Source organism: Agrobacterium sp. LR_9 (assembly GCF_041954855.1).
GTDB lineage: Bacteria > Pseudomonadota > Alphaproteobacteria > Rhizobiales > Rhizobiaceae > Agrobacterium > Agrobacterium leguminum.
In genome coordinates, this window is the sequence record NZ_JAVAYA010000002.1 from 93,041 (window position 1) to 114,893 (window position 21,853).

General features: G+C 60.2%; 29 protein-coding genes and 1 pseudogene. 13 read left to right on the forward strand and 17 right to left on the reverse strand.

Features of this window, described 5'->3' with window-relative positions; genetic code table 11:
• Window positions 1-14: 14 nt before the first annotated feature.
• The 4 genes from accB to RAC79_RS02830 all read left to right on the forward strand — a co-directional run bounded on the left by accB (window position 15) and on the right by RAC79_RS02830 (window position 3,039).
• On the forward strand, window positions 15-506 hold the full coding sequence (gene accB / locus RAC79_RS02815) for an acetyl-CoA carboxylase biotin carboxyl carrier protein (RefSeq protein ID WP_059752742.1): 492 nt from the start codon (window positions 15-17) through the stop codon (window positions 504-506).
• A gap of 12 nt (window positions 507-518) precedes the next feature.
• Window positions 519-1,865: an acetyl-CoA carboxylase biotin carboxylase subunit gene (gene accC / locus RAC79_RS02820; protein ID WP_065653954.1), complete on the forward strand. Its 1,347-nt coding sequence runs from the start codon at window positions 519-521 to the stop codon at window positions 1,863-1,865.
• Between the two features lie 6 nt (window positions 1,866-1,871).
• A complete protein-coding gene (gene aat / locus RAC79_RS02825) occupies window positions 1,872-2,516 on the forward strand; it encodes a leucyl/phenylalanyl-tRNA--protein transferase (RefSeq protein WP_142845793.1) in 645 nt (214 codons plus the stop codon).
• Between the two features lie 79 nt (window positions 2,517-2,595).
• Window positions 2,596-3,039, forward strand: a complete 444-nt coding sequence (locus RAC79_RS02830) for a hypothetical protein (RefSeq protein ID WP_236780843.1) — start codon at window positions 2,596-2,598, stop codon at window positions 3,037-3,039.
• A gap of 17 nt (window positions 3,040-3,056) precedes the next feature.
• Here the strand turns inward: RAC79_RS02830 and RAC79_RS02835 are convergent, their stop codons facing one another.
• The 5 genes from RAC79_RS02835 to gatB form a co-directional block, all read right to left on the reverse strand.
• Window positions 3,057-3,494 carry a DUF2155 domain-containing protein gene (locus RAC79_RS02835; protein ID WP_080856277.1) on the reverse strand — a complete coding sequence of 146 codons (438 nt, stop codon included), beginning with the start codon at window positions 3,492-3,494 and terminating at the stop codon, window positions 3,057-3,059.
• Between the two features lie 132 nt (window positions 3,495-3,626).
• The gene (locus RAC79_RS02840) at window positions 3,627-4,025 is read right to left on the reverse strand and encodes an NADH:ubiquinone oxidoreductase subunit NDUFA12 (protein WP_003521463.1); all 399 of its coding nucleotides are present in this window, start codon (window positions 4,023-4,025) and stop codon (window positions 3,627-3,629) included.
• 109 nt (window positions 4,026-4,134) lie between these two features.
• On the reverse strand, window positions 4,135-4,608 hold the full coding sequence (locus tag RAC79_RS02845; RefSeq protein ID WP_065653958.1) for a GNAT family N-acetyltransferase: 474 nt from the start codon (window positions 4,606-4,608) through the stop codon (window positions 4,135-4,137).
• Window positions 4,605-5,102 carry a GNAT family N-acetyltransferase gene (locus tag RAC79_RS02850; RefSeq protein WP_065653959.1) on the reverse strand — a complete coding sequence of 166 codons (498 nt, stop codon included), beginning with the start codon at window positions 5,100-5,102 and terminating at the stop codon, window positions 4,605-4,607. The genes RAC79_RS02845 and RAC79_RS02850 overlap by 4 nt, the downstream gene beginning before the upstream one ends.
• Before the next feature lie 202 nt (window positions 5,103-5,304).
• Complete coding sequence (gene gatB / locus RAC79_RS02855) at window positions 5,305-6,810, reverse strand: Asp-tRNA(Asn)/Glu-tRNA(Gln) amidotransferase subunit GatB (RefSeq protein WP_078054000.1); 1,506 nt, start codon at window positions 6,808-6,810, stop codon at window positions 5,305-5,307.
• A 151-nt stretch (window positions 6,811-6,961) separates the two neighbouring features.
• Here gatB and RAC79_RS02860 point away from each other — a divergent pair, with 151 nt between their 5' ends.
• Window positions 6,962-7,294, forward strand: coding sequence for a DUF1294 domain-containing protein (locus RAC79_RS02860; RefSeq protein WP_174039088.1), 333 nt, complete (start codon window positions 6,962-6,964; stop codon window positions 7,292-7,294).
• Here RAC79_RS02860 and RAC79_RS02865 read toward each other — a convergent pair.
• Entirely contained in the window at window positions 7,276-7,785 is a 510-nt protein-coding gene (locus tag RAC79_RS02865) for a GNAT family N-acetyltransferase (RefSeq protein ID WP_374996934.1), read from the reverse strand. The genes RAC79_RS02860 and RAC79_RS02865 overlap by 19 nt on opposite strands.
• A 274-nt stretch (window positions 7,786-8,059) precedes the next feature.
• On the opposite strand from RAC79_RS02865, the gene RAC79_RS02870 reads away from it, so the two are divergent.
• On the forward strand, window positions 8,060-8,317 hold the full coding sequence (locus RAC79_RS02870) for a YjhX family toxin (RefSeq protein ID WP_174039087.1): 258 nt from the start codon (window positions 8,060-8,062) through the stop codon (window positions 8,315-8,317).
• Window positions 8,318-8,375: 58 nt separating this feature from the next.
• Here the strand turns inward: RAC79_RS02870 and gatA are convergent, their stop codons facing one another.
• The 3 genes from gatA to RAC79_RS02885 form a co-directional block, all read right to left on the reverse strand.
• Window positions 8,376-9,857, reverse strand: coding sequence for an Asp-tRNA(Asn)/Glu-tRNA(Gln) amidotransferase subunit GatA (gatA, locus tag RAC79_RS02875; RefSeq protein WP_174039086.1), 1,482 nt, complete (start codon window positions 9,855-9,857; stop codon window positions 8,376-8,378).
• A gap of 54 nt (window positions 9,858-9,911) precedes the next feature.
• Window positions 9,912-10,199, reverse strand: coding sequence for an Asp-tRNA(Asn)/Glu-tRNA(Gln) amidotransferase subunit GatC (gene gatC, locus RAC79_RS02880; protein ID WP_003521472.1), 288 nt, complete (start codon window positions 10,197-10,199; stop codon window positions 9,912-9,914).
• A 124-nt stretch (window positions 10,200-10,323) separates the two neighbouring features.
• A complete protein-coding gene (locus RAC79_RS02885; RefSeq protein WP_065653963.1) occupies window positions 10,324-11,028 on the reverse strand; it encodes a metal-dependent hydrolase in 705 nt (234 codons plus the stop codon).
• A gap of 84 nt (window positions 11,029-11,112) precedes the next feature.
• Here RAC79_RS02885 and RAC79_RS02890 point away from each other — a divergent pair, with 84 nt between their 5' ends.
• Together RAC79_RS02890 and ruvX are read left to right on the forward strand one after the other, a co-directional pair.
• Window positions 11,113-11,415, forward strand: a complete 303-nt coding sequence (locus RAC79_RS02890) for an alkylphosphonate utilization protein (protein ID WP_065653964.1) — start codon at window positions 11,113-11,115, stop codon at window positions 11,413-11,415.
• Between the two features lie 14 nt (window positions 11,416-11,429).
• Window positions 11,430-11,909: a Holliday junction resolvase RuvX gene (gene ruvX / locus RAC79_RS02895; RefSeq protein WP_142844894.1), complete on the forward strand. Its 480-nt coding sequence runs from the start codon at window positions 11,430-11,432 to the stop codon at window positions 11,907-11,909.
• Here the strand turns inward: ruvX and RAC79_RS02900 are convergent.
• The 7 genes and pseudogenes from RAC79_RS02900 to RAC79_RS02930 all read right to left on the reverse strand — a co-directional run bounded on the left by RAC79_RS02900 (window position 11,861) and on the right by RAC79_RS02930 (window position 16,480).
• Window positions 11,861-12,178: a DUF6105 family protein gene (locus RAC79_RS02900; protein WP_003521478.1), complete on the reverse strand. Its 318-nt coding sequence runs from the start codon at window positions 12,176-12,178 to the stop codon at window positions 11,861-11,863. The two genes, ruvX and RAC79_RS02900, sit on opposite strands and share 49 nt — an antisense overlap.
• Window positions 12,175-12,309: a hypothetical protein gene (locus tag RAC79_RS02905; protein WP_256366667.1), complete on the reverse strand. Its 135-nt coding sequence runs from the start codon at window positions 12,307-12,309 to the stop codon at window positions 12,175-12,177. The genes RAC79_RS02900 and RAC79_RS02905 overlap by 4 nt, the downstream gene beginning before the upstream one ends.
• Window positions 12,310-12,582: 273 nt before the next feature.
• The gene (locus RAC79_RS02910) at window positions 12,583-13,227 is read right to left on the reverse strand and encodes a TetR/AcrR family transcriptional regulator (protein WP_003521480.1); all 645 of its coding nucleotides are present in this window, start codon (window positions 13,225-13,227) and stop codon (window positions 12,583-12,585) included.
• A 121-nt stretch (window positions 13,228-13,348) separates the two neighbouring features.
• Window positions 13,349-13,722 (reverse strand): annotated as a pseudogene (locus RAC79_RS02915) (type II toxin-antitoxin system RelE/ParE family toxin).
• On the reverse strand, window positions 13,719-14,015 hold the full coding sequence (locus tag RAC79_RS02920; RefSeq protein ID WP_059752717.1) for a type II toxin-antitoxin system ParD family antitoxin: 297 nt from the start codon (window positions 14,013-14,015) through the stop codon (window positions 13,719-13,721). The pseudogene RAC79_RS02915 and the gene RAC79_RS02920 overlap by 4 nt, the downstream one beginning before the upstream one ends.
• Window positions 14,016-14,078: 63 nt before the next feature.
• Window positions 14,079-14,690, reverse strand: a complete 612-nt coding sequence (locus RAC79_RS02925; protein WP_142844893.1) for a GNAT family N-acetyltransferase — start codon at window positions 14,688-14,690, stop codon at window positions 14,079-14,081.
• A gap of 137 nt (window positions 14,691-14,827) precedes the next feature.
• Window positions 14,828-16,480: an acyl-CoA dehydrogenase family protein gene (locus tag RAC79_RS02930; RefSeq protein WP_142844892.1), complete on the reverse strand. Its 1,653-nt coding sequence runs from the start codon at window positions 16,478-16,480 to the stop codon at window positions 14,828-14,830.
• Window positions 16,481-16,804: 324 nt separating this feature from the next.
• Between RAC79_RS02930 and RAC79_RS02935 the strand changes: the two genes are divergently transcribed.
• The 5 genes from RAC79_RS02935 to dprA all read left to right on the forward strand — a co-directional run bounded on the left by RAC79_RS02935 (window position 16,805) and on the right by dprA (window position 21,534).
• Complete coding sequence (locus RAC79_RS02935; RefSeq protein WP_125145999.1) at window positions 16,805-17,236, forward strand: nuclear transport factor 2 family protein; 432 nt, start codon at window positions 16,805-16,807, stop codon at window positions 17,234-17,236.
• A gap of 238 nt (window positions 17,237-17,474) precedes the next feature.
• Complete coding sequence (locus tag RAC79_RS02940) at window positions 17,475-18,416, forward strand: aspartate carbamoyltransferase catalytic subunit (RefSeq protein WP_003521487.1); 942 nt, start codon at window positions 17,475-17,477, stop codon at window positions 18,414-18,416.
• Window positions 18,413-19,705 carry a dihydroorotase gene (locus RAC79_RS02945; RefSeq protein WP_174039083.1) on the forward strand — a complete coding sequence of 431 codons (1,293 nt, stop codon included), beginning with the start codon at window positions 18,413-18,415 and terminating at the stop codon, window positions 19,703-19,705. Before RAC79_RS02940 ends, RAC79_RS02945 begins: the two co-directional genes overlap by 4 nt.
• Before the next feature lie 48 nt (window positions 19,706-19,753).
• Window positions 19,754-20,371: a glycerol-3-phosphate 1-O-acyltransferase PlsY gene (plsY, locus tag RAC79_RS02950; protein WP_174039082.1), complete on the forward strand. Its 618-nt coding sequence runs from the start codon at window positions 19,754-19,756 to the stop codon at window positions 20,369-20,371.
• A 20-nt stretch (window positions 20,372-20,391) separates the two neighbouring features.
• Entirely contained in the window at window positions 20,392-21,534 is a 1,143-nt protein-coding gene (dprA, locus tag RAC79_RS02955; RefSeq protein ID WP_374996855.1) for a DNA-processing protein DprA, read from the forward strand.
• Here dprA and RAC79_RS02960 read toward each other — a convergent pair.
• Window positions 21,487-21,720 carry a hypothetical protein gene (locus RAC79_RS02960; protein ID WP_003521491.1) on the reverse strand — a complete coding sequence of 78 codons (234 nt, stop codon included), beginning with the start codon at window positions 21,718-21,720 and terminating at the stop codon, window positions 21,487-21,489. The two genes, dprA and RAC79_RS02960, sit on opposite strands and share 48 nt — an antisense overlap.
• Window positions 21,721-21,853 lie beyond the last annotated feature (133 nt).

Here is a 21,853-nt window from a genome sequence, read left to right on the forward strand (position 1 = left end):
GAATAGGGTTTGTCATGTCTGAAAAGAAACAGGGTATCGACAAGGAACTGATCCGCGAACTCGCGAATATCCTCAACGATACCGACCTTTCGGAAATCGAAGTGGAGCAGGACGACCTGCGCATCCGCGTTTCCCGCGCCGCTCCCGCCGCCACGGTCTATGCCGCAGCGCCTGCTGCTTATGCGCCCGCACCGGCAGCAGCCCCCGTTGCTGCACCGGCCGCAGCCGCGCCGGCCGCCCCTGCGGCCTCCGCAGCGCCTGCCCGTAACCCGGCCAACACGGTGTCCTCGCCCATGGTCGGCACGGTCTATCTTTCGCCTGCCCCGGGCGCACGTCCCTTCATCGAAGTGGGTGCAACCGTCAAGGAAGGCCAGACCATCCTCATCGTCGAAGCCATGAAGACCATGAACCAGATCCCGGCTCCCAAGTCCGGCAAGGTCGTGGAAATCGTCGTCAACGACGCTCAGCCCGTGGAGTATGGCGAAGCCCTCGTGGTCATCGAATAAAGGCGGTTCAGCATGGTTTCGAAGATCCTCATAGCCAATCGCGGCGAGATTGCGCTGCGCGTCCTGCGCGCCGCCAAGGAACTTGGCATTCCGACGGTGGCCGTGCATTCAACGGCCGACGCGGATGCCATGCATGTGCGCCTTGCCGACGAAAGCGTGTGCATCGGCCCGCCGCCCTCGCGTGACAGCTACCTCAACATCCACCAGATCGTTGCGGCCTGCGAAATCACCGGTGCGGACGCCGTTCACCCCGGCTACGGCTTCCTGTCGGAAAATGCCAAGTTCGCAGACATTCTCGACGCGCACGGCATCACCTTCATCGGGCCGACCGCCGAACATATCCGCATCATGGGCGACAAGATCACCGCCAAGCAGACGGCGCAGGAACTCGGCATTCCCGTGGTTCCCGGTTCCGATGGCGAAGTGAAGCCTGAAAACGCGCTCGAAATCGCCCGGACGATTGGCTTCCCGGTCCTCATCAAGGCGACGGCGGGCGGCGGTGGTCGCGGTATGAAGGTGGCGAAGACCGAAGCCGATCTGGAAGAGGCCGTTGCGACGGCCCGCTCCGAAGCGGCAGCAGCCTTCGGCAACGACGCCGTGTACATGGAAAAGTACCTCGGCAAACCGCGCCATATCGAAGTGCAGGTTTTCGGCGATGGCGAAGGCAATGCCGTTCACCTCGGCGAACGCGATTGCTCGTTGCAGCGCCGTCACCAGAAGGTTCTGGAAGAAGCCAATTCGCCGGCTCTGACCGTCGAACAGCGCATGAAGATCGGCGAGATTTGCGCGAGCGCCATGCGCAAACTGAAATATCGCGGCGCCGGCACCATCGAGTTCCTTTATGAAAACGGCGAGTTCTATTTCATCGAAATGAACACCCGTCTGCAGGTGGAGCATCCGGTGACGGAAGCCATCACCGGCATGGATCTCGTGCAGGAACAGATCCGGGTCGCTTCCGGTCAGGGCCTGTCGGTCACGCAGGACGATATCGAATTCCATGGCCATGCCATCGAATGCCGTATCAATGCCGAGGACCCGCGCACCTTCGTTCCCTCACCGGGCACGCTGACCTATTTCCATACGCCGGGCGGTCTTGGCGTGCGCGTCGATTCGGGCGCCTATCAGGGCTACAAAATCCCGCCCTATTACGACAGCATGATCGGCAAACTGATCGTTCACGGCCGCGACCGTGACGAATGCATTCGCCGTCTGCGTCGGGCGCTCGACGAATTCGTCGTTGATGGCATCAAGACCACGCTGCCGCTTTTCCAGGATCTCCTTCAGAACGAGGATATCCTGAAGGGCGATTACGACATTCACTGGCTGGAGAAATATCTGGCCGGTGACGCGTCTCACTAAGACGATATGGTTGGGCGGCGCAGTAGAAATAATGGCATAACGGTCGATATCCTGCTGCGCGCCTATTCCGCCGGCCTGTTCCCAATGGCCGATTCGGCTGACGATCCCGAGCTTTTCTGGGTCGAGCCGGAAATTCGGGGAATCATCCCGCTCAATGGTTTTCACGTTTCCAAAAGCCTCGCCAAGGCGATGCGCAGGAAGCCGTTCGAGATTCGCTTCAACACCGCCTTCGAAGCGGTGATGGCCGGATGTGCGGCGGAAGCGCCGGACAGGCCAAGCACCTGGATCAATGCCACCATCCGCAGGCTCTATACCGAATTGCACCAGATCGGCCACGCCCATAGCGTCGAGGCGTGGGAGGGCGAGGAGCTCGTCGGCGGGCTCTACGGCGTCTCGCTGGGCGCCGCCTTCTTCGGCGAGAGCATGTTTTCCCGCCGCACCAATGCATCGAAGATTTGCCTCGTGCATCTGGTCGAGCGTTTGCGGCAGCAGGGGTTTACGCTGCTCGACACGCAATTTACGACCGAACATCTGAAGACATTTGGGGCAATCGATATCCCAAAGTCGGGATATGCCACGATACTTGAAGCGGCTGTCGACAGGCCGGACGTACCCTTCGAAAAATTGTCTGCGCAAGAAAATCTACGCTGAAAACAACCTGAAATTTTGCTTGCAACCCTCGAAAACATGACCTATCCGATCATGATATATGGTTTGCCGGGGGATGGCCATGCGCTGGATTGCGGCCTTGTTATTGATGTTGACGCCGGCGGCGAATGTCACCGCTGCCGAACAGCGCCCGAACCCGCAGGCCGCCTGGCGAAGCGAAATTTCCCGAGCCTTGACGGGCGTAACCGGCCGCCCGGAATTCAAGGTCGTGCGGACGAACAAGAAGCAGGTACTCCTTGTTACTTTCCGCGTTGACCCGGCGGGAAAGATGCAGGCTATTCAGGTCAAAAACATAAGGGATAGTACCTATCAGACAAGAACGGCCGTGAAGAGGGCATTTTCCGAAATCAGGTTCCCCTCACCGCCCGCCGGCGATCAGCCCAACAAGTTCACCGTTCCGATTGTGATCGAGCCTGAACTGACACGGGAGGAAATGATCGAACAACTGGAAAGCAAAAGCAAAGCCCTGGCCGATTTGGCCGAGAAGCTCAGACGCCAGAAATAGGCGCGGTCGTGGGTTAATTACTTGCTTGCCGTTGAAGGAGCGGGAACTTCCGAGTCCTGCTTGCAGCCCGTCAGCCACACGTCGTAGATGGGGTGTTCCACGGCGTTGAGGCCGGGGCTGTCGGCGAACATCCAGCCCGTGAAAATCCGCTTGATCTTGCGGTCGAGGGTGATTTCATCCACCTCGATGAAGGCATCGATCTTCTGCGCTTCCGTCTGGTCGCGGGAATAGCAGACTTTCGGCGTCACCTGAAGCGCGCCGAACTGCACGGTCTCATCGATATAGACATCGAAGGAAGTGATGCGGCCGGTGATCTTGTCGATGCCGGAGAACACCGCCACACGGTTTTCAAGACGAGCAGCATAAACGGGCGAAATGAGGATGACAGCAGAGACCGCTGCAAACAGCGAGACTGTCAGCGCACGCAAAGAACGATCCCGCGTGAATTTCCTCATACGATATGTCTCCAAATATTTGCCTGTGTCGAACCGCCGACCGGATCAACGCCTAAGGGCGGAATGTGGCAAAAACCGGTGAGGCCGGATGCAAGCGCGGCGTTTTGCACAACACCGCGCATCGCAAGATGCTTAGTTGCCGGGGGTCCAGGCGTCGTAGTCGCCGGTCACGCGCGGGCGCTCGCCAGCCACGGCCAACGACCCCTGCGGGCGATAGGCCTTGGAGGAACCGGTGAGGTTCGGCTGATGCGGCTTCTGCCAGTCGCGGGCAACGTAGCTTTCCTGGCTCGGCGGCACGTCGGTGCGGTAATGCATCCAGCCATGCCAGCCGGGCGGAATGGCCGACGCTTCGGCATAACCATTGTAGATGACCCAGCGGCGCGGCATGCCCCAGGAAGTGGTGCCGCCTTCGTAATAGGTGTTGCCCAACTCGTCCTGTCCTACCTTCTTGCCGAAACGCCAGGTATGAAACCGCGTTCCGATCGTCTGGCCGTTCCACCAGGTGAAGATTTGCGTCAGGAGAGTCTTCATTCTACGTTCCTCGGGCTTGAATGCGCCGCAGCGATTTTCCGTGCACGGCACAAGACATGCTTATGCCGCCCCTCACGGCAATTGTCCAGCATTTCGAGATATATCCGCGCTATTTCAGCTTCATCCTGAAGCCTAAATGCCGCTTCTCGAAACCCAGCCGCTCATAGAAGCGGTGAGCGTCCAGCCGGGCCATGTTGGACGTCAGCTGCGCGGCGTTCAGGCCCTGCCGGCGGGCTTCTTCCAGGCAATGATTGATCATCACCGCACCGATGCCGCGGCCGCGCATGTCGGCACGCGTCTGCACCGCCTCGATCACCATGGACTTTGCCCCTCGCCCGACGAGCTTGGTCAGGATCGCCGTCTGGAAGGTGCCGACCACCTCGCCATCCAGTTCCGCCACATAGAGCGTTTCGCTCGGCGACGCTTCGATGGCGCGGAAAGCGGCGAGATAATCCGGCTGTGCCGATTCTTCCGCCGTATCCCCGTGGCCGCCGATCTCGTCGGCGGCAAAAATGGCGGCGAGTGCCGGAAGATCGTCTTCGCGCGCCGTGCGGATGATCAGTTGTTGAAGTGTCTCATTCATCGGGTCAGGCTCTTTTCCATAACGACGCCGGGCAGACCCTCGATGCCCGCCATGCGCTCGATTCGGTCGACCTCGACAAATCCGACGCCTTCATAAAAGGCGATTGCGACAGTATTTTTAGGCTCGACTTCCAGCCGCATGATTTCGGCATCCGGAAAACAGGTTTCCAGTTCGGCGAAGAGATCGCGGCCGACGCCCTGCCGCTGAAGGTCAGGCGCGACATAGAGCTGGTGCAGCAGGGCCGTCTTCGCCATCTTGGTGGACATGGAGCCATAGGCCATGCCGCCAATCCGCTTGCCGTCGTCAGCCACCAGAAACTCGCCGCCCTTTTTCTCGATGCGGTCCTTCATGGCCTGCGGCGAATGCCATGCGAGGATCAACTGGTTGACCTTGTCCACGCCATAGATCGCATCATAGGTCGCGTGCCACGTCGTGGCGAGCAGGGTGCGCACCGGCTCGATGTCACGCAGGCTTGCCGTGCGGATGAAGAACATGATTTGGCTCCGTCTTGAAACAGAAATGCCGGGCGTTGATCCCGGCAGAAGTGATGTCAGTCCCTCGTGACGTCATCCTCGGGCCTGTCCCGAGGATCTGAGCACGTTGGACCTTGTGGGTCGTTAGATCCTCGGGACAAGCCCGAGGATGACGGATGAGAGCTTTCTGCCTCGATACCTGTGAGCACGAGGCAGCGTCCGCTTACTCTTCCTCGATACCGAGCTTGGCCTTCACCAGCGCCTGCACCGCCTGCGGGTTGGCCTTGCCGCCCGTCGCTTTCATGACCTGACCGACGAACCAGCCGGCAAGAGTCGGCTTTGCCTTCACCTTCTCGACCTGATCCGGGTTGGCGGCGATGATCTCGTCGACGGCCTTTTCGATGGCGCCGGTATCGGTCACCTGCTTCATGCCGCGGGCTTCCACGATTTCAGCCGGGTTGCCGCCCTCGTTCCAGACGATTTCGAACAGGTCCTTGGCGATCTTGCCGGAAATGGTCTCGGCCTTGATGAGATCGATGATGCCACCGAGCTGTTCCGGCGAAACCGGCGTCGTCTCGATATCCTTGCCCGATTTGTTCAGCGCGCCGAGCAGATCGTTGATGACCCAGTTGGCGGCGGCCTTCGCATCGCGACCGGCGGCGACTGCCTCGTAATAATCGGCAATCGCCTTTTCCGAAACGAGGATCGAGGCGTCATAGACCGACAGGCCGAGATCGGCCACGAAACGGGCCTTCTTGTCGTCAGGCAGTTCCGGCAGATCGACCTTCAGCGCCTCGACAAAGGCATCGTCGAATTCGAGCGGCAAGAGGTCCGGATCGGGGAAATAACGGTAATCATGCGCATCTTCCTTGGAGCGCATGGACCGCGTCTCGCCCTTGCCGGGGTCGAACAGGCGGGTTTCCTGATCGATGACGCCGCCATCTTCCAGAATGGCGATCTGGCGGCGCGCCTCATATTCGATGGCCTGACCGACGAAGCGAATGGAGTTGACGTTCTTGATTTCGCAGCGCGTGCCGAAACCTTCGCCCGGACGGCGCACGGAGACGTTGACGTCGGCGCGCATCGAGCCTTCATCCATATTACCGTCGCAGGTGCCGAGATAACGCACGATGGAACGCAGCTTGGTGAGATAGGCCTTGGCTTCGTCCGACGAGCGCATATCCGGCTTGGAGACGATTTCCATCAGCGCCACGCCCGAACGGTTCAGGTCCACGAAGGACATGGTCGGGTGCTGGTCATGCATGGACTTGCCGGCGTCCTGCTCCAGATGCAGACGCTCGATGCCGATTTCGATATCTTCGAAATTGCCCTGACGGTCCGGACCGAGCGAAATGGTGATGGTGCCCTCACCGACGATCGGGTCCTTGAACTGCGAAATCTGGTAGCCCTGCGGCAGGTCCGGATAGAAGTAGTTCTTGCGGTCGAAGATTGAGCGATGGTTGATCTTGGCCTTCAGGCCAAGACCGGTGCGCACCGCCTGCTTCACGCATTCCTCGTTGATGACGGGCAGCATGCCCGGCATGGCAGCATCCACCAGCGACACGTTGGAATTCGGCGCATTGCCGAAGGTGGTCGATGCACCGGAAAACAGCTTGGAATTGGAGAGAACCTGCGCATGCACCTCCATGCCGATCACGATTTCCCAATCGCCGGTGGCGCCGGGAATGAAGCGTTTCGGGTCGGGGGTGCGCACGTCTACAAGGGTCATCTGAAGCTCACGATATACGGGTTCTTTGGCCTTGGTGGGTAGAACAAATGGAGCGCGGGCGCAAGACATCTTGCACCCTCTCACGCGGGGTCCGGGATTTTCGCCTATACAGGATACGCGTTTTTTACGCTTCCCGGTTTCAATTCACGTCATGGTGACGGTCGCTCTCTGTTTCATAACCTATATCGCCTTCAATCTTTTCGTCTTTCTTGTCTATTGGTGGGACAAGGAAGCGGCGAGAAATGGCGCACGGCGCATCCGGGAAAGCACGCTGTTATCGCTTGCACTCATCGGCGGCAGCCTGGGCGCAATCTGGGCACAACGGCTGCTGCGGCATAAAACGCGCAAGGAACCGTTCCGCAGCATCCTGATATCGATCATGATATTGCAGGTAAGCCTTGTCGCATCACTCGCCATCATGCCGGACTGGCCGATGCGGCTGGTGGAGGCTCTGCAAACTCTGTCTCAGAAAGCCGGCCCATAAAGACCGCTCTCGACCTCGGCCAATTGCTTCTGCAGGCCTACCGACTGCACTTCGCGGTCGAGTTTCGGCGCATAGGAGACGGAGAGCCAGCGGACGCTATAGCCATGGTGGCGGAAGAAGGCGACGGCCGGCTCATTCTGGGCATGGGTTTCAAGCCGGATGGTCTCGAACCCCCTGTCCTCAATCAGCCTTTCGACATCGCCCAGCAGGTGACTGCCGATACCTCTGCGCTGAAAATCAGGATCGATCCAGAAATCGGAAATCGTCTCGTCGAAATGCTCCCGCGCCGCCCATCCGGCAACCGAGCCGCCAAACTCCGCCACCCTGATCGCCAGCCATGACGAGCGGGTAAAATTGGAAAAGGCGCTGGCCGCATTGTCGTAAAGGGTTGGGGTGATGCCGAGAGCCGCGGTTGCCTGTCGCCATGCCCTGAGGCCGGTGGCCGCCAGAACCTCCGCTTCCTGCTCATGCGCATTGCGAATGACGATCAAGCCGCGCCCTCCATGGCCGTTGAAATTAAACCATTGCCAGGGCGATTCGACCAGCATGGTTTTCTCGCGCCTGGCGGGACTTGACCGCCTCGGCTTTGCCCGTTACCCAAAAGGAGCAAGAACGGAGTTTTTATGTTCGCTCAATCGGAGTCCCGGTAAAGGCCCTGCCCGCAAGTTTCTTGCGCGCCGGGCCATGCTGAAACCGAGCCGGATGCCTTAACCGCACCCGGATTTGCTTTCACGCGTCTATACGACGCCGACCGGACTTCCAAAAATGGACATTTCCCGCGCCGAACAGCGCATTCTTCACCTGCTCGCCCAGGGCGGCAGAATTGAACTCGTTCGAGACGACGCCCACAAAATCGAAAAACTCGTGCTCTACACGCGTGACGGCTGGATTTTCAGCGGCCTCGATCTCCTCACCTTCCGCAAACTGAAACGGAAGAGAGCCATCGCCTCCTCGGGCGGCAAGCCCTACCGCATCACCACGCGCGGGCTGGAACTCGTGCGGGGTGAGCTGGACAATCGATGAAAAACAAACGGGCGGCATTTGATGCCGCCCGTTCGTGTAGAGAGCTTGGTGAATCCACTCACCACCATTTGGCGGGGGTGAACTTGCCGGCTGCCTGCTCGATGGCGTGTGCCGTCTTGAACAGCGTTTCCTCCTCGAAAGGCTTGCCGATGAGCTGGAGGCCGAGCGGCAGGCCCTTGCCGTCGAGACCGGCCGGAACCGAAAGGCCCGGAAGGCCGGCCATGTTGACCGTGATGGTGAAAACGTCCTGCAGGTACATCTTGACCGGATCGGAGGCGAGTTCCTCGTCACCGACTGCAAAGGCGGAAGACGGGGTGATCGGCGCCAGAATGGCGTCGACGCCGTCGTGGAAGACGTTTTCGAAATCGCGCTTGATGAGGGTGCGGACCTTCTGCGCCTTCAGGTAATAGGCGTCGTAATAACCGGCCGACAGCACATAGGTGCCGACCATGATGCGGCGCTGCACTTCCTTACCGAAACCGGCGGCGCGGCTCTTTTCGTACATGTCGGCAATGTCCTTGCCGTCGACGCGCAGACCGTAACGGACGCCGTCATAACGGGCAAGGTTGGACGAGGCCTCTGCCGGCGCGACGATGTAGTAAGCAGGCAGCGCGTATTTGGTGTGCGGCAGCGAAATATCGACGACCTCGGCACCAGCATCGCGCAGCCATTCCACGCCCTTGGCCCAGAGCTTTTCGATTTCTTCCGGCATGCCGTCGACGCGATATTCCTTCGGAATACCGATCTTCAAGCCCTTGAGCGACTGGCCGATGGCCTTTTCGTAATCCGGCACCGGCAGGTCCACGGAAGTGGTGTCCCTAGCGTCGACGCTTGCCATGGTCTTCAGCAGGATCGCGGCATCACGCACGTCACGGGCAATCGGGCCTGCCTGATCGAGCGAGGAAGCATAAGCGACGATGCCGAAGCGCGAGCAGCGGCCATAGGTGGGCTTGATGCCGACGGTGCCGGTGAAGGCCGCTGGCTGGCGGATGGAGCCGCCGGTGTCGGTTGCGGTGGCGCCGGCGCACAGATGCGCGGCCACGGCTGCAGCCGAACCGCCGGAGGAGCCGCCGGGCACCAGCTTCTGGTCGGAGCCATTGGCGCGCCACGGGTTGATCGCCGGGCCGTACCAGGAGCTTTCATTGGACGAACCCATGGCGAATTCATCCATGTTGAGCTTGCCGAGCATGACGGCGCCCTGATCCCAGAGGTTCTGGGTAACGGTGGATTCATATTTCGGCTTGAAGCCATCGAGAACATGCGAACACGCCTGCGTGTGCACGTCACGGGTGGCGAACAAGTCCTTCACGCCAAGCGGAACGCCTTCCAGCTCGCCAGCCTTGCCGGCGGCGATGCGGTCGTCGGAGGCTTTCGCCATGTCGCGCGCCTTTTCAGGCGTCGTCGCCACATAGGCGTTCAGCGCGCCGTTGGCCGCATCGATGGCGGAGAGATAGGCCTCGGTTAACTCGAGGGCGGAAAATTCTTTGGCCTTCAGCTTCTCGCGGGCTTCGGCAATGGTCAGGCTCGTCAGGTCGGTCATGGTCGGCAACGGCTTTCGAAATCTTGGAAAAATCGGGCGGCAGAGGCGGTCGGCTTATTCGACCACTTTCGGGACCATGAAGAAGTCCCGGTCGGTCGCAGGCGCATTGGCGACAATGTCTTCCGCCTTGTTGCCGTCGGTCACCACGTCGGCGCGTTTTTTCATGTCCACCGGGGTCACCGAGGTCATCGGCTCAACGCCGTCGACATTCACTTCCGAAAGCTGCTCCACGAAACCGAGTATGCCGTTCAGCTGGCCGAGCATATTCTGTGCTTCTTCTTCGCTGACTGCGATACGGGCAAGGCGCGCAACGCGCTTTACGGTGGCGAGATCGACGGACATGGTTCTACTCCGATGGGATATTTCCCATTCGCTATAATCACCATGTCCGTCATTCGCAACGGTAGAAAGCATGTCGCGCCAAACTGTATGGCGGTTTGCGGTCGCGACATGCACGGGCAAAATGTCAGAAGGACAGCGTATCGCCGGCCTTCGGCGTGTGGACGCGCGCTTGCGCCCCTTCCATGCCGGCCACGAACTTCTCCGGCGTCTGGTCGATGATCGGGAAGGAACCGTAATGGCAGGGAATGACATTGCCGAAATTGAAGAAGCGCTGGCATGCGAGCGCGGCGACGGCTCCGCCCATGGTGAAGCGGTCACCGATCGGCACAAGGCCGATATCCGGCTGATGCAGTTCATTGATGAGTTTCATGTCGGAAAAGATGTCGGTATCGCCCATGTGATAGACGGCCGGGCCGTCTTCGAAATGCAGCATCAGACCGTTGGCATTGCCGAGCGAATGGGAGACGCCGTCTTCGGTGATCTGGGCGGAGGAATGCAGCGCATTGGTGAAGGTGACGGAAAAACCATCGAAATGCACCGTGCCGCCGGTATTGCCCATATCGACCTTCGCGACGCCCTTGGCGGAAAGCCAGGCGGCAAGATCGGCATTTGCAAGAACCGTCGCGCCGGTTTCGCGGGCAAGCTGGACGGTATCGCCGACATGGTCGCCATGGCCGTGGGTCAGGAGAATATGGGTGATGCCTTCGGCTGCCGACTTTCCATCCTGTCCGACAAAACCGGGGTTACCGGTGAAGAACGGATCGATGAGTATCTTCGCGCTGCCGTTTTCGAGGCGGAAGGCGGAATGGCCGAGCCAGGTGATTTTCATGGGAAGTTCTCCTTTGTATTGCCGGTATATTATGACATAGGACGGCCTGAACAACCGCACTACCAATATTTAAGAGAGGCGACCATGGCCGCAAATGATGACGAGTACGTGTATGACGAGGCGACCGGTGAATGGCGACCGGCCTCCGAGCTGGCTGCAGAAGCGGCGCGTACGAATGAAGTGCGCGATGCGGCGGGCAATGTGCTGGCGGATGGCGATTCCGTCACCCTGATCAAGGATTTGAAGGTCAAGGGCACCAGCACGGTCATCAAGCAGGGCACCGTCATCAAGTCGATCCGCCTGACCGATAATCCGGAAGAGATCGATTGCAAACATGATGCGGTGAAGGGTCTGGTGCTGCGCACCGAATTCGTCCGCAAACGATAAGGACAACACGCGACATGGCAACACTCACCATTGAGGAACTGGCGCAGGCGCTTCAGCCGGGACAGGCTATTGCCGGCCTCGACCTTGGCACGAAGACGATCGGGCTTGCCATGTCGGACCTGTCGCGGCGTTTCGCAACGCCGCGCCCCGTCATCAAACGGGTGAAATTCACGCAGGATGCGGAAGTGCTGCTGGCCTTTGCCGAAAAGGAAAAAGTTTTCGCCTTCATCATCGGCCTGCCGATGAACATGGATGGTTCGGCCGGTCCCCGCGTGCAGGCGACGCGCGCCTTTGTGCGGACGATGGGCGAAAAAACCACCCTGCCCTTCATTTTCTGGGATGAGCGGCTTTCGACGGTCGCGGCCGAGCGCGCATTGCTGGAAATGGACGTCTCACGCGCAAAGCGGGCCGAACGCATCGATTCAGCCGCCGCGAGCTTCATTCTTCAGGGCGCGCTGGACAGGCTTTCCGCACTCACCCGCGCGGCCGACTGACGGCCCTGCCACCAGGCCGCAATCTGCTTTCTCTTGCGGAAGGCGAGAATCGCAAAAACGATCAGGCTGTCGACGGCAATGGCGCGTGCCACCAGGGGCGGCAGGCTTTCCGGCGGCAGGCCGAGAATATTGCCGTAAATCTCGAACACCAGATCATGGGTCTGGCGTGTGAGCATGTAGAAGCCGAAGCTCATGTCGTAATAGGAAAGCCAGTACCAGCTGCCCAGCAGCGCAACGGGACCGGCCCAGAGGATCAGAAACCACTTCATGCCGCCTGCCCCCGCACAAACATCGTATCGGGAACGCCGGCAAGCACCGCCCAGCGCACCACGGCCATAAGGCAGAGGTTCAGCGCCGGCGCGTCGATATCCAACGGCAGCATCACAAAAAACGTCATCATGACGCCTAAAGCTGTCCAGCGGCTCACTTGCGGCTCCCTTATGCGCAGTCATTGCGCATGGTTAACATTTCGTTAATCCACACTGGACCGGCAGCCATGGCGAGGCAAATGAAAGCTGTCATTATGGTTAACGACGGCGGCCGGCATGTGGATAAAAACGTGATCGCGTGGACGGCCGGATGCGCCGCGCGTTTGCCGGCCCGATGAAAACATGACTGATTTTTCTTTAATGCGCAGGTCCAGGCGCGACTGTCTTCCGCCTGCGAAACCGGTTCAGCCGTAAACGCCGCGCACCAGCCTTTTGACGGCAGTGGCGATCTTGTCCCAGTCCCGGTCTGATTTCAGCGGTACGCCAGCGAACTGACCGCTGGTCGCAGCGGAAATGACGAGGTGCTGAATGGCAGCGAACAGTACGGCATTGACCGCCGCTGTATCCACCCCCTTCGGCGCCGCCAGCGAACCGCGCATACGCTCCAGCCATTTGCCGAGCGATTTGGCGCGGGCTTCGGCCAGTTGCCGCACCTGGGGTGAACCGTCAGACACTTCCCAGGCGATGATCTTGCAGACGAGAGGATCGCTGCGCAGCGCATCCATGAAATAAAGCGCGAGCTTTTCCATGAGGTCGCCATAGGTCAAAAGGAACATGCCGCCGGTATCTTCCGGAATGCGATCCTTCACCCATGAACCGAGGTCCTCGCCGATCGCCTCTATCAGGCCGTCGAGGCCGCCGAAATAACGGTAGATGAGCTGCTTGTCGCAGCCGGCGCGGCGGGCAACGGCATTGATGCCAAAACCCTGGAATCCCTCTTCGGCAAGCAGCGACCGCGCCGCATTAAAAATCGCCTTCTCGGTCTGAGCGCGATCCTTGATGCGCTTTTCCGGTCTGTCGGCTGAAATCGCCTCTGCGGTCGCCAGCATGATTCCCTACCCGTGTTTTGAAAGGCCTCTCTCAACGGGTTAACAAAGCATGAAGGGAAGAACAACGCGGCGGGGCGGATGGACGGAAGGTTTTTGTGGATGAAGGTGACACCATGCGTTTTCAGCCGCTGACATCTCCATAGTCAACCGGGAGATGCCGCTCGATTTCCATGGAATCATGAAGAATGCGACCGATGCCCACCAAATCGGGATTCAACACGCGATAAAGCAACAGATGCCTCGGATATTTAACCAGGCCGGTTTCACTTCTCGCCCTTTCCCGGCTGTAAGGAGATGGTAGCTGCGGACATCGTCTGCCACTTCCGGGCGGAGACTTGTTCCGGAGCGAAACGGATCCCGCGCAACATCACGCAGCGCCGTGACAAGCAATTTTTCGTAGCGTTTTCTAGCTGCGGCCCCAAATGTCGTGTGGGTCAATCCAAGAATTTCAATAATGTCCGATTGCGCGGCTTCGGACAGACGATACTTCGTCATGCCTTATCAGATTTGGCAAGGCGCGCTTCAGCGTCGCGCCCGAGAGCGGAAATGAAGTCGTCGAGATCATCCTCCGCCACATCCGTAAAACGGCCTTGATCAAGGTCTGCGAAGCCCTGTTGCGCCGCCACCCTCAAGGCTTCCAATCTGGTCACCTCAAGGCGCTCGCGCCTTTCGATCAATCGTAAGCCCTCGCGCAGCACTTCGCTGGCATTTTGATAGCGGCCAGATTTAACGAGTTCGTCTATGATCTCTTCGTGATGCTGTGTCAGAACGACGTTACGCGTCGGCATCAGAGCCTCCACCAGATATTAGCGACGTCCAACAATACCACCGATTGGCATAATCTGCCAATATTACTCCAGCGCCATGCCGAACCATACGCTGCCCGGCGTTTCGTGGCTTTCGAGGCGTTTGAACCCGCGGGTTTCCCAGAAGCGCATACCCGCATGGTTGCGTTCGCTGGCACCGAGGTGGATGCCGTAGACGTTGTTCTGTCTCGCCATATCGAGCCAGCGCGACAGAAGCCGGGTGCCGCCGCCCTTGCCCTGCGTGCGCGGCAGGAGGTTCATGTGGATATGGGCCGGAAACGGATCGGTGAGCCAGGCGGGCGTGCGGCGTGGATGGTGGATGAACTGGGCGCGGCGCTGGTCGGCGTCCCATGTCTGCTGATCGCCGCCGGGATCGGGATAAAGGCTGCGCAGATGCGGCCACCATTCCCGCTCCAGCCGTTCTTCGTGCACCGCCGTATCGAGTGCGCCGACGATATAGCCGCACACACCTTCCTCATCCTCCGCCACGAAAACGGCATCGGGCCAGAGATGTAGATAGGGCACGGAATAGATATGCCCGACCATGCGGCCATCATTGTAAAGGGCGGTGGCGTCCTGCCCGGCATCGCCGGTGGCGAGGCTTATGGCGTAGAGCGCGTCTTCATCCTCGGAACGGGCGGAACGGAAGGTCAGCATTGGCAGCCGCCTTCCCTTGCCGCGCATCGATGCGCGAAAGTGTCACGACAGATCAGAACACGCTTTACGCCATTGCTGTTTTTCAAATCCGAGACCCCTCCCGCCGGGACTGCAAAACCTTCATCCGCAAGCATCGGTCAAGATGCAGGCGGATAAAGAAGATCGATTATATAATTCGGATCGAAGCGGGAATCGAGCATGCCGTAAGTATGCCGCCAGCCGCCCGCGAGACGGGTCTCGAGGAAGGCATCGGCAATCTTGCCGGCGCCGAGGCGGCAAAGCTCGGCGGCAGCGGCCGCAAGCGCGAACTGCTCCACCAACAGGCGGGCCGCTCCCTCGTCACGTTCGGCAAGGGCGATTGCGGCGCGCAGCACGTCGGTGGTCTTTTTGCCGGCTGCACCCAGATCGCGCTCCAGCGTCTGGAAGACGAGATCGAACAGATCCTTGCCGCGCTGGAGAACCCGCAGCACATCCAGCGCCATGACGTTGCCGGAGCCTTCCCAGATGGCGTTGACGGGCGCTTCGCGATAGTGGCGGGCAATCGGCCGCTCTTCCACGTAACCGTTGCCGCCAAGGCACTCCATGGCCTCATAGATAAGCGCCGGCGCGATCTTGCAGCACCAGTATTTTACGATGGGCGTCATCACCCGCGCATAGGCGGCCTCGGCCGGATTGTTGCGGGCAGCGTCGAATGCGGTCGCCAGCCGGAAGGAGAGCGCAGTGGCCGCCGCCACATCCAGCGCCATGTCGGCGAGAACACGCGTCATGATCGGTTGCGTGACCAGCATCTTGCCGAAAACAGAACGGCCACGGGCATAATGCACGGCTTCGGCAAGCGAGGCGCGCATCATGCCGGCGGAGGCAAGCGCGCAATCGAGCCGCGTCAGCGTCACCATGTCGAGGATCGTACGGATGCCGCTGCCGGGATCGCCCAGCAGATAACCGAAGGCATCGGTGAATTCGACTTCGGCGGAAGCGTTGGAGCGGTTGCCGAGCTTGTCCTTGAGGCGCTGGAAATGCAGGCCGTTCTTCGAACCGTCTTCCAGATAACGCGGCACGAGGAAGCAGCCCATGCCGTCGCCCATCTGGGCGAGCATGACGAAACCGTCGCTCATCGGCGCGGACAGGAACCACTTGTGACCGGACAGGCGATAGATGCCTTCGCCCACCCGCTCCGCCGTAGTGCGGTTGGCGCGCACATCCGTGCCGCCCTGTTTTTCCGTCATGCCCATGCCAATGGTGACGGCGGTTTTCTGCAGGGCCGGTTTCTGCGAGGAATCATATTTGCGCGAGAGAATCTTCGGCGCCCATTCCTTCTGCACGCGCGGCGAAGCCATGATGGCGGCAACGGAGGCGCTGGTCATGGTGAGCGGGCAAAGATGCCCGGCCTCAAGTTGCGAGGTCAGGTAGAATTTGGTGGCGCGGGCCTTGTGCTCATTGCCGCGCGTATCAGGAGAATTTTCCCAAACGCTGGAATGCAGGCCTGACAACATGGAACGGCGCATCAGCGCGTGCCAGGCGGGGTGGAATTCCACCTGATCCAGACGCTCGCCACGCGGGCCGTGGGTATGCAGCTGCGGCACGCCCTGATTGGCCATGCGCGCCAGCTCCTGCGCCTCATGCGACGTGACGTAGCGGCCGAGCTGGTCGAACTCATCCCTTAGATTGCGCGACAGTCCGGAAGTGAGGTCGACGATCAGCGGATCGGAACGATAGGCGTTGATACCGGACCAGAGGCTTGGCTGGTTCAGTTCGGCGAGCGTTTCTTCTGTCCGGGAATTCTGGGTCATCCGCTGCTTCTAGCTGTTTTGTACTGGCGTTGCATAGTGGGGTGATATTGCATAATTCCACCCGCAGGAAGCGATTGAGGCGATTAAACCGCCGCTTTCAGCATTTTTCGGGAATGTCCCTGATTTAGATATCCGGCCCGGAGAATACCAAACACGTTTCCGGCAAGATCAACGACAGTCCCCAAAAAAGCCGCGCAGAAGTTGCGGCAGCAACCGGCGGGCATGCGGATAAACGCATTCTCCATAATCTGCGGCCTGACGTGGAACCTGCGGCATGCTTTTTCGGTTGGCGACTTTGCTGAACGGCTGCACAGGGAGGAGACCATGGAGGCCAGCGTAAGAAGGCTCTTCGAGCGATATGAGCGATTTTTCAATAAGTCTCTCAAGGGTGACATGGATATGGAGGAGGTCGCCTCCCTCTACGCCTCCGACTTTATCGCCGCCTCCCCCGCCGGGGTGATGACCGGAAAGAACGATGACCACTTGAAGCAGGTCATGATGAAGGGCTACGAGCGCTACCGGACGATCGGAACGAAGGAAATGCGGATACGCGACATCCGTATCTCGCCCATCGACGACCATCATTGCCTTGCCCATGTTGCCTGGACGGCGACCTTTGATCGCAAGCGGCAACCGGATGTCGCAATCGATTTCGATGTTCACTACTTCGTCCAGAGGCTGGACGGAGCCCCGAAAGTTTTCGGCTGGGCGTCAGGAGACGAGCAGGCGCTTTTGAAGGAGCATGGCATCGTTTAATGCCTGCGCCTTCCATCGTCAGGCCGTTTGTGCTCGAGGGTTGGGGAAACATCGGCATGTTTTCATTTCAGGAGTTGCGGGCGCTTGCCCCGCGACCATGCAGTCTCTATAGAGCGCAGGACCGAATTCCGCCGCACTCCTGAGGCGTGTTCACAGCGAATGGGAGCGCGCGGATCAGCATTCGGGCGTTCCGGGCATTTTCACGGGAAAATGCGGCGCCCGTCAGGAGGCAAACCGCATGGTCTTCTTCCCCCATCGCCATCTCCTCGGCATCAAGGGGCTTTCCCATCAGGATATCACCCTGCTTCTCGACAAGGCCGACGAGGCGGTGAAAATCAGCCGCCAGCGCGAGAAAAAGACCTCGACGCTTCGGGGCCTGACGCAGATCAACCTGTTCTTCGAAGCCTCGACGCGCACGCAGTCCTCCTTCGAGCTTGCCGGAAAGCGCCTTGGTGCAGACGTGATGAACATGTCGGTCGGCAATTCCTCGGTGAAGAAGGGCGAAACGCTGATCGACACGGCGATGACGCTGAACGCCATGCGCCCGGACGTGCTGGTCGTGCGCCATTCTTCCGCCGGTGCGGCAGCGCTTCTAGCGCAAAAGGTCGCCTGCTCCGTCGTCAATGCCGGCGATGGCCAGCATGAGCACCCGACGCAGGCGTTGCTCGACGCACTGACCATCCGCCGCGCGAAGGGCGAACTGTCCGGCATTACGGTGGCGATCTGCGGGGACGTGCTGCATTCACGCGTCGCCCGCTCCAACATCATCCTGCTCAACCAGATGGGTGCGCGCGTTCGCGTCGTCGCCCCCGCCACGCTTCTTCCTTCCGGTATCCGCGACATGAGCGTCGAAGTATTCCACGACATGAAGGAAGGACTGAAGAACGCCGATGTGGTGATGATGCTGCGCCTGCAGCGCGAGCGTATGTCCGGCTCCTTCGTGCCTTCGGTGCGCGAATATTTCCATTATTACGGTCTGGATGCCGAAAAGCTGAAAGCGGCGAAGGAGGATGCGCTGGTCATGCATCCCGGCCCGATGAACCGCGGCGTGGAAATCGCCTCCGACGTGGCCGACGGTCCGCAGAGCGTGATCGAAAGCCAGGTGGAAATGGGGGTTGCCGTGCGCATGGCGGTCATGGAAACCCTGCTTGTCTCGCAAAATCAGGGTGAGCGCGTATGAGTGCCGTTACCGTTCTCAACAATCTCCGCATCGTCGATCCATCCCGGAATCTCGACGAGACCGGCAGTGTGATCATCGGTGCCGACGGCACCATTCTGGCGGCAGGCAAGGACGCCCATAATCAGGGCGCTCCCGAAGGGGCGACCGTTCGCGACTGCAAGGGTCTGCTGGCTGTTCCCGGTCTGGTGGACGCCCGTGTTTTCGTGGGTGAGCCGGGTGCCGAACACCGCGAAACCATCGAATCCGCCTCGCGCGCGGCAGCGGCCGGCGGCGTCACCAGCATCATCGTCATGCCCGATACCGATCCTGTCATCGATGACATCGCGCTGGTCGAATATGTGAAAAAGACGGCGCGCGACAAGGCGCTCGTCAACGTGCATCCCGCAGCAGCCCTGACCAAGGGTCTGAACGGCGAGGAAATGACCGAATTCGGCATGCTGAAGGAAGCCGGCGCGGTGGCCTTCACCAATGGCCGCAAGGCGCTTTCCGATACGCTGGTGCTGCGCCGCGCCATGACCTATGCGCGCGAACTGGGCGCAGTGATCGCGCTCGAGACGCGCGACAAATATATCGGCGGCGGTGACATGAACGAGGGGCTTTTCGCAAGCTGGCTCGGGCTGTCGGGCGTTCCGAAGGAGGCCGAGATCATCCCGCTGGAGCGCGACCTGCGCATTTCCGGGCTGACACAGGCGATCTACCACGCCGCCAAGATTTCCGTGCCCGAATCCGCAGAAGCGATCCGCGTTGCGCGGCAGCGGGGCGTCAAAGCCACCTGCGGCATCTCGATCAATCATCTCACGCTCAATGAAAACGATATCGGCGAATACCGCACGTTCTTCAAGCTCTCTCCGCCGCTGCGCGCCGAAGACGACCGCAAGGCCATGGTGGAAGCACTGAAGGACGGCACCATCGACATTATTGTCTCCTCGCACGACCCGCAGGATGTCGACACCAAGCGGCTGCCGTTTTCGGATGCGGCGAGCGGCGCGGTCGGGCTTGAAACCCTGCTGGCGGCGGCGCTGCGCCTGCACCACAGCGGCGAAGTTCCGCTGATGCGGCTGATCGATGCGCTCTCCACCCGCCCGGCGAAGATTTTCGGACTGGATGCGGGAACGCTGAAGGCGGGTGCGAAGGCCGATATCACGCTGATCGACCTCGACGAGCCATGGCTCGTGGCAAAGGAGCAGCTGGTCTCGAAATCCAAGAACACCCCGTTCGAGGATGCCCGTTTCAGCGGCCGCGCGGTTGCCACTTATGTGGCTGGCAAAGCCGTTCATTCCTTGGCATAAGATCACCGACAGAGATCACGCGGCCAGCGCGACAGAGGGGACGTTTGAATGAGTGCTTTGACTGACTGGCAGACGGCGCCTGCCCTTCTCGCGCTTTCAGCGCTGATCGGCTATCTGTTCGGTTCCATTCCTTTCGGCCTCATTCTTACCCGCATGGCGGGGCTGGGTGACGTGCGCAAGATCGGCTCCGGCAACATCGGCGCGACCAATGTGCTGCGCACGGGCAACAAGAAGCTCGCCGCCGCAACCCTGCTGCTGGACGCGCTGAAGGGCACGGCGGCGGTGTTGGTCGCCAATGCGCTCTGGGGTTACGAAGCGTCGCTGGTCGCCGGTTTCTTCGCCTTCCTCGGCCACCTGTTTCCGGTGTGGCTCGGATTCAAGGGCGGCAAGGGTGTGGCAACCTATATCGGCGTGCTTTTGGGGGCCGCACCGCTGATGATGCTGGCCTTTGCGCTCATCTGGCTCGCAACCGCCTTCATCACCCGCTACTCGTCGCTGTCGGCGCTTTTGGCCATGCTGGTCATTCCCGTCGCCCTCTGGGTGTTTGGCCCTGAAAAGACGGCGCTGCTGGTGACGCTGCTGAGTGCGATTTCATGGTGGAAGCACCGCGAGAACATCGCGCGCCTGCTGGCGGGCACTGAAAGCAGGATCGGGCAAAAGGGCTGAGGCCCATTTAAGGATGTGCCATGCCGCATGAGGAAACGACACGGCAGGGCATAGAGCTTTCCGCGCGGCAGCGGGTCGCGTGGCTCCGGCTGATCCGTAGCGACAATATCGGTCCCGTCACCTTCCGCGAACTCATCAATCATTTCGGCAGCGCCGAAAAGGCGCTCGATGCCCTGCCCGAGCTTTCAAGGCGCGGCGGCTCGTCGCGCAGTCCGCGCATCGCGACGCAAGCGGAGGCGGAACGCGAGATCGAGACCGCGGAGAAATTCGGCGCGCGTTTCGTCGGCATCGGCGAGCCCGATTACCCATCTGCCCTGCGGCAGCTGGATGGCGCGCCGCCGCTGATCGCCATGAAAGGATCGGCAGCGACCGCGACAAGACCGAGCATCGGCATCGTCGGTTCGCGCAACGCCTCCATCAACGGCGCGAAATTCGCCGCCATGCTGGCTCGAGATTGCGGCCGCGCCGGCTATAGCATCGCTTCGGGGCTGGCGCGCGGCATCGATGCGGCCGCACATCGGGCAAGCCTTGCAACGGGCACCGTCGCCATGCTGGCCGGCGGTCTCGACCGCCCCTATCCGCAGGAAAATTTCGGGCTTTTGCAGGAAATATATGACCAGGGCGGCGCGACGATCAGCGAAATGCCCTTTGGCTGGGAGCCGCGCGCCCGCGATTTTCCCCGCCGCAACAGGTTGATCGCCGGCGTCTCCCTCGGTGTCGTCATCGTCGAAGCGGCGGAACGCTCCGGTTCGCTGATAACGGCAAGGCTTGCCGGAGAAGCGGGGCGGCTCGTTTTCGCCGTACCCGGCTCCCCGCTCGATGCACGCTGCGAGGGCACCAACCGGCTGATCAAGGAAGGCGCGATGCTGACCACGGGCGCGGCCGATATTCTGGAAGCGCTGCGGCCGCTGATGGAGCCGCAATTGCCCTATGAACGCAAGATCGAGGAACCGAGATCCGACACGGAGATGTCACCACCAGGGGACGACGAGCGCAGCATCATCGCCGCCGCTCTCGGTCCCTCGCCTGTGGAAACGGACGATATCATCCGTCACACAGGTTTTTCCGCTGCAACCGTTCACCTGGTGCTGCTGGAGCTTGATATTGCCGGACGTCTAAACCGGCATGCCGGGGGGCGTGTGTCGCTCTTCATCGCGGATTGACAGCTTGCGCCGTCCGCTCTGGATATCGCCGACTTCGACATAGGCCATCTCGATCAGATAACACAGCATGTCGGCCCCCTCACGGCTTGCGACCTGCCTCAGTTCCGCGAGCATCTGGCGAATGTAAGCCAAGTTCTCTCTGGTCCCTTCATTATCGGCATTATTGTTTGTTGCGTTGGGGACCATATATCTATCCTGCAAAATTTGCCTGAAACGAAGAGCAATAAGTCGATTCAAATGATGTTGCCCATCATAACCAATTTACCAAAGATTGCAATACAACAATAGATTATCCATAGGTTGCAATCACCTTGAAGCG

What these genes read in the sequence shown, in the direction of transcription:
- RAC79_RS02900 (WP_003521478.1), bottom strand. Translation starts at nt 12,178, where the DNA reads ATGAAGTGGTTTCTGATCCTCTGGGCCGGTCCCGTTGCGCTGCTGGGC.
- ruvX (WP_142844894.1), top strand. Translation starts at nt 11,430, where the DNA reads ATGGCAACACTCACCATTGAGGAACTGGCGCAGGCGCTTCAGCCGGGA.
- RAC79_RS02925 (WP_142844893.1), bottom strand. Translation starts at nt 14,690, where the DNA reads ATGCTGACCTTCCGTTCCGCCCGTTCCGAGGATGAAGACGCGCTCTAC.
- RAC79_RS02940 (WP_003521487.1), top strand. Translation starts at nt 17,475, where the DNA reads ATGGTCTTCTTCCCCCATCGCCATCTCCTCGGCATCAAGGGGCTTTCC.
- RAC79_RS02930 (WP_142844892.1), bottom strand. Translation starts at nt 16,480, where the DNA reads ATGACCCAGAATTCCCGGACAGAAGAAACGCTCGCCGAACTGAACCAG.
- aat (WP_142845793.1), top strand. Translation starts at nt 1,872, where the DNA reads ATGGTTGGGCGGCGCAGTAGAAATAATGGCATAACGGTCGATATCCTG.
- RAC79_RS02935 (WP_125145999.1), top strand. Translation starts at nt 16,805, where the DNA reads ATGGAGGCCAGCGTAAGAAGGCTCTTCGAGCGATATGAGCGATTTTTC.
- RAC79_RS02905 (WP_256366667.1), bottom strand. Translation starts at nt 12,309, where the DNA reads ATGATGACGTTTTTTGTGATGCTGCCGTTGGATATCGACGCGCCGGCG.
- RAC79_RS02840 (WP_003521463.1), bottom strand. Translation starts at nt 4,025, where the DNA reads ATGAAGACTCTCCTGACGCAAATCTTCACCTGGTGGAACGGCCAGACG.
- gatB (WP_078054000.1), bottom strand. Translation starts at nt 6,810, where the DNA reads ATGACCCTTGTAGACGTGCGCACCCCCGACCCGAAACGCTTCATTCCC.
- RAC79_RS02845 (WP_065653958.1), bottom strand. Translation starts at nt 4,608, where the DNA reads ATGAATGAGACACTTCAACAACTGATCATCCGCACGGCGCGCGAAGAC.
- RAC79_RS02910 (WP_003521480.1), bottom strand. Translation starts at nt 13,227, where the DNA reads ATGCTGGCGACCGCAGAGGCGATTTCAGCCGACAGACCGGAAAAGCGC.
- plsY (WP_174039082.1), top strand. Translation starts at nt 19,754, where the DNA reads ATGAGTGCTTTGACTGACTGGCAGACGGCGCCTGCCCTTCTCGCGCTT.
- RAC79_RS02920 (WP_059752717.1), bottom strand. Translation starts at nt 14,015, where the DNA reads ATGCCGACGCGTAACGTCGTTCTGACACAGCATCACGAAGAGATCATA.
- RAC79_RS02830 (WP_236780843.1), top strand. Translation starts at nt 2,596, where the DNA reads ATGCGCTGGATTGCGGCCTTGTTATTGATGTTGACGCCGGCGGCGAAT.
- accB (WP_059752742.1), top strand. Translation starts at nt 15, where the DNA reads ATGTCTGAAAAGAAACAGGGTATCGACAAGGAACTGATCCGCGAACTC.
- RAC79_RS02870 (WP_174039087.1), top strand. Translation starts at nt 8,060, where the DNA reads ATGGACATTTCCCGCGCCGAACAGCGCATTCTTCACCTGCTCGCCCAG.
- gatA (WP_174039086.1), bottom strand. Translation starts at nt 9,857, where the DNA reads ATGACCGACCTGACGAGCCTGACCATTGCCGAAGCCCGCGAGAAGCTG.
- RAC79_RS02945 (WP_174039083.1), top strand. Translation starts at nt 18,413, where the DNA reads ATGAGTGCCGTTACCGTTCTCAACAATCTCCGCATCGTCGATCCATCC.
- RAC79_RS02860 (WP_174039088.1), top strand. Translation starts at nt 6,962, where the DNA reads ATGGTGACGGTCGCTCTCTGTTTCATAACCTATATCGCCTTCAATCTT.
- accC (WP_065653954.1), top strand. Translation starts at nt 519, where the DNA reads ATGGTTTCGAAGATCCTCATAGCCAATCGCGGCGAGATTGCGCTGCGC.
- RAC79_RS02850 (WP_065653959.1), bottom strand. Translation starts at nt 5,102, where the DNA reads ATGTTCTTCATCCGCACGGCAAGCCTGCGTGACATCGAGCCGGTGCGC.
- RAC79_RS02890 (WP_065653964.1), top strand. Translation starts at nt 11,113, where the DNA reads ATGGCCGCAAATGATGACGAGTACGTGTATGACGAGGCGACCGGTGAA.
- RAC79_RS02885 (WP_065653963.1), bottom strand. Translation starts at nt 11,028, where the DNA reads ATGAAAATCACCTGGCTCGGCCATTCCGCCTTCCGCCTCGAAAACGGC.
- gatC (WP_003521472.1), bottom strand. Translation starts at nt 10,199, where the DNA reads ATGTCCGTCGATCTCGCCACCGTAAAGCGCGTTGCGCGCCTTGCCCGT.
- RAC79_RS02960 (WP_003521491.1), bottom strand. Translation starts at nt 21,720, where the DNA reads ATGGTCCCCAACGCAACAAACAATAATGCCGATAATGAAGGGACCAGA.
- dprA (WP_374996855.1), top strand. Translation starts at nt 20,392, where the DNA reads ATGCCGCATGAGGAAACGACACGGCAGGGCATAGAGCTTTCCGCGCGG.
- RAC79_RS02835 (WP_080856277.1), bottom strand. Translation starts at nt 3,494, where the DNA reads ATGAGGAAATTCACGCGGGATCGTTCTTTGCGTGCGCTGACAGTCTCG.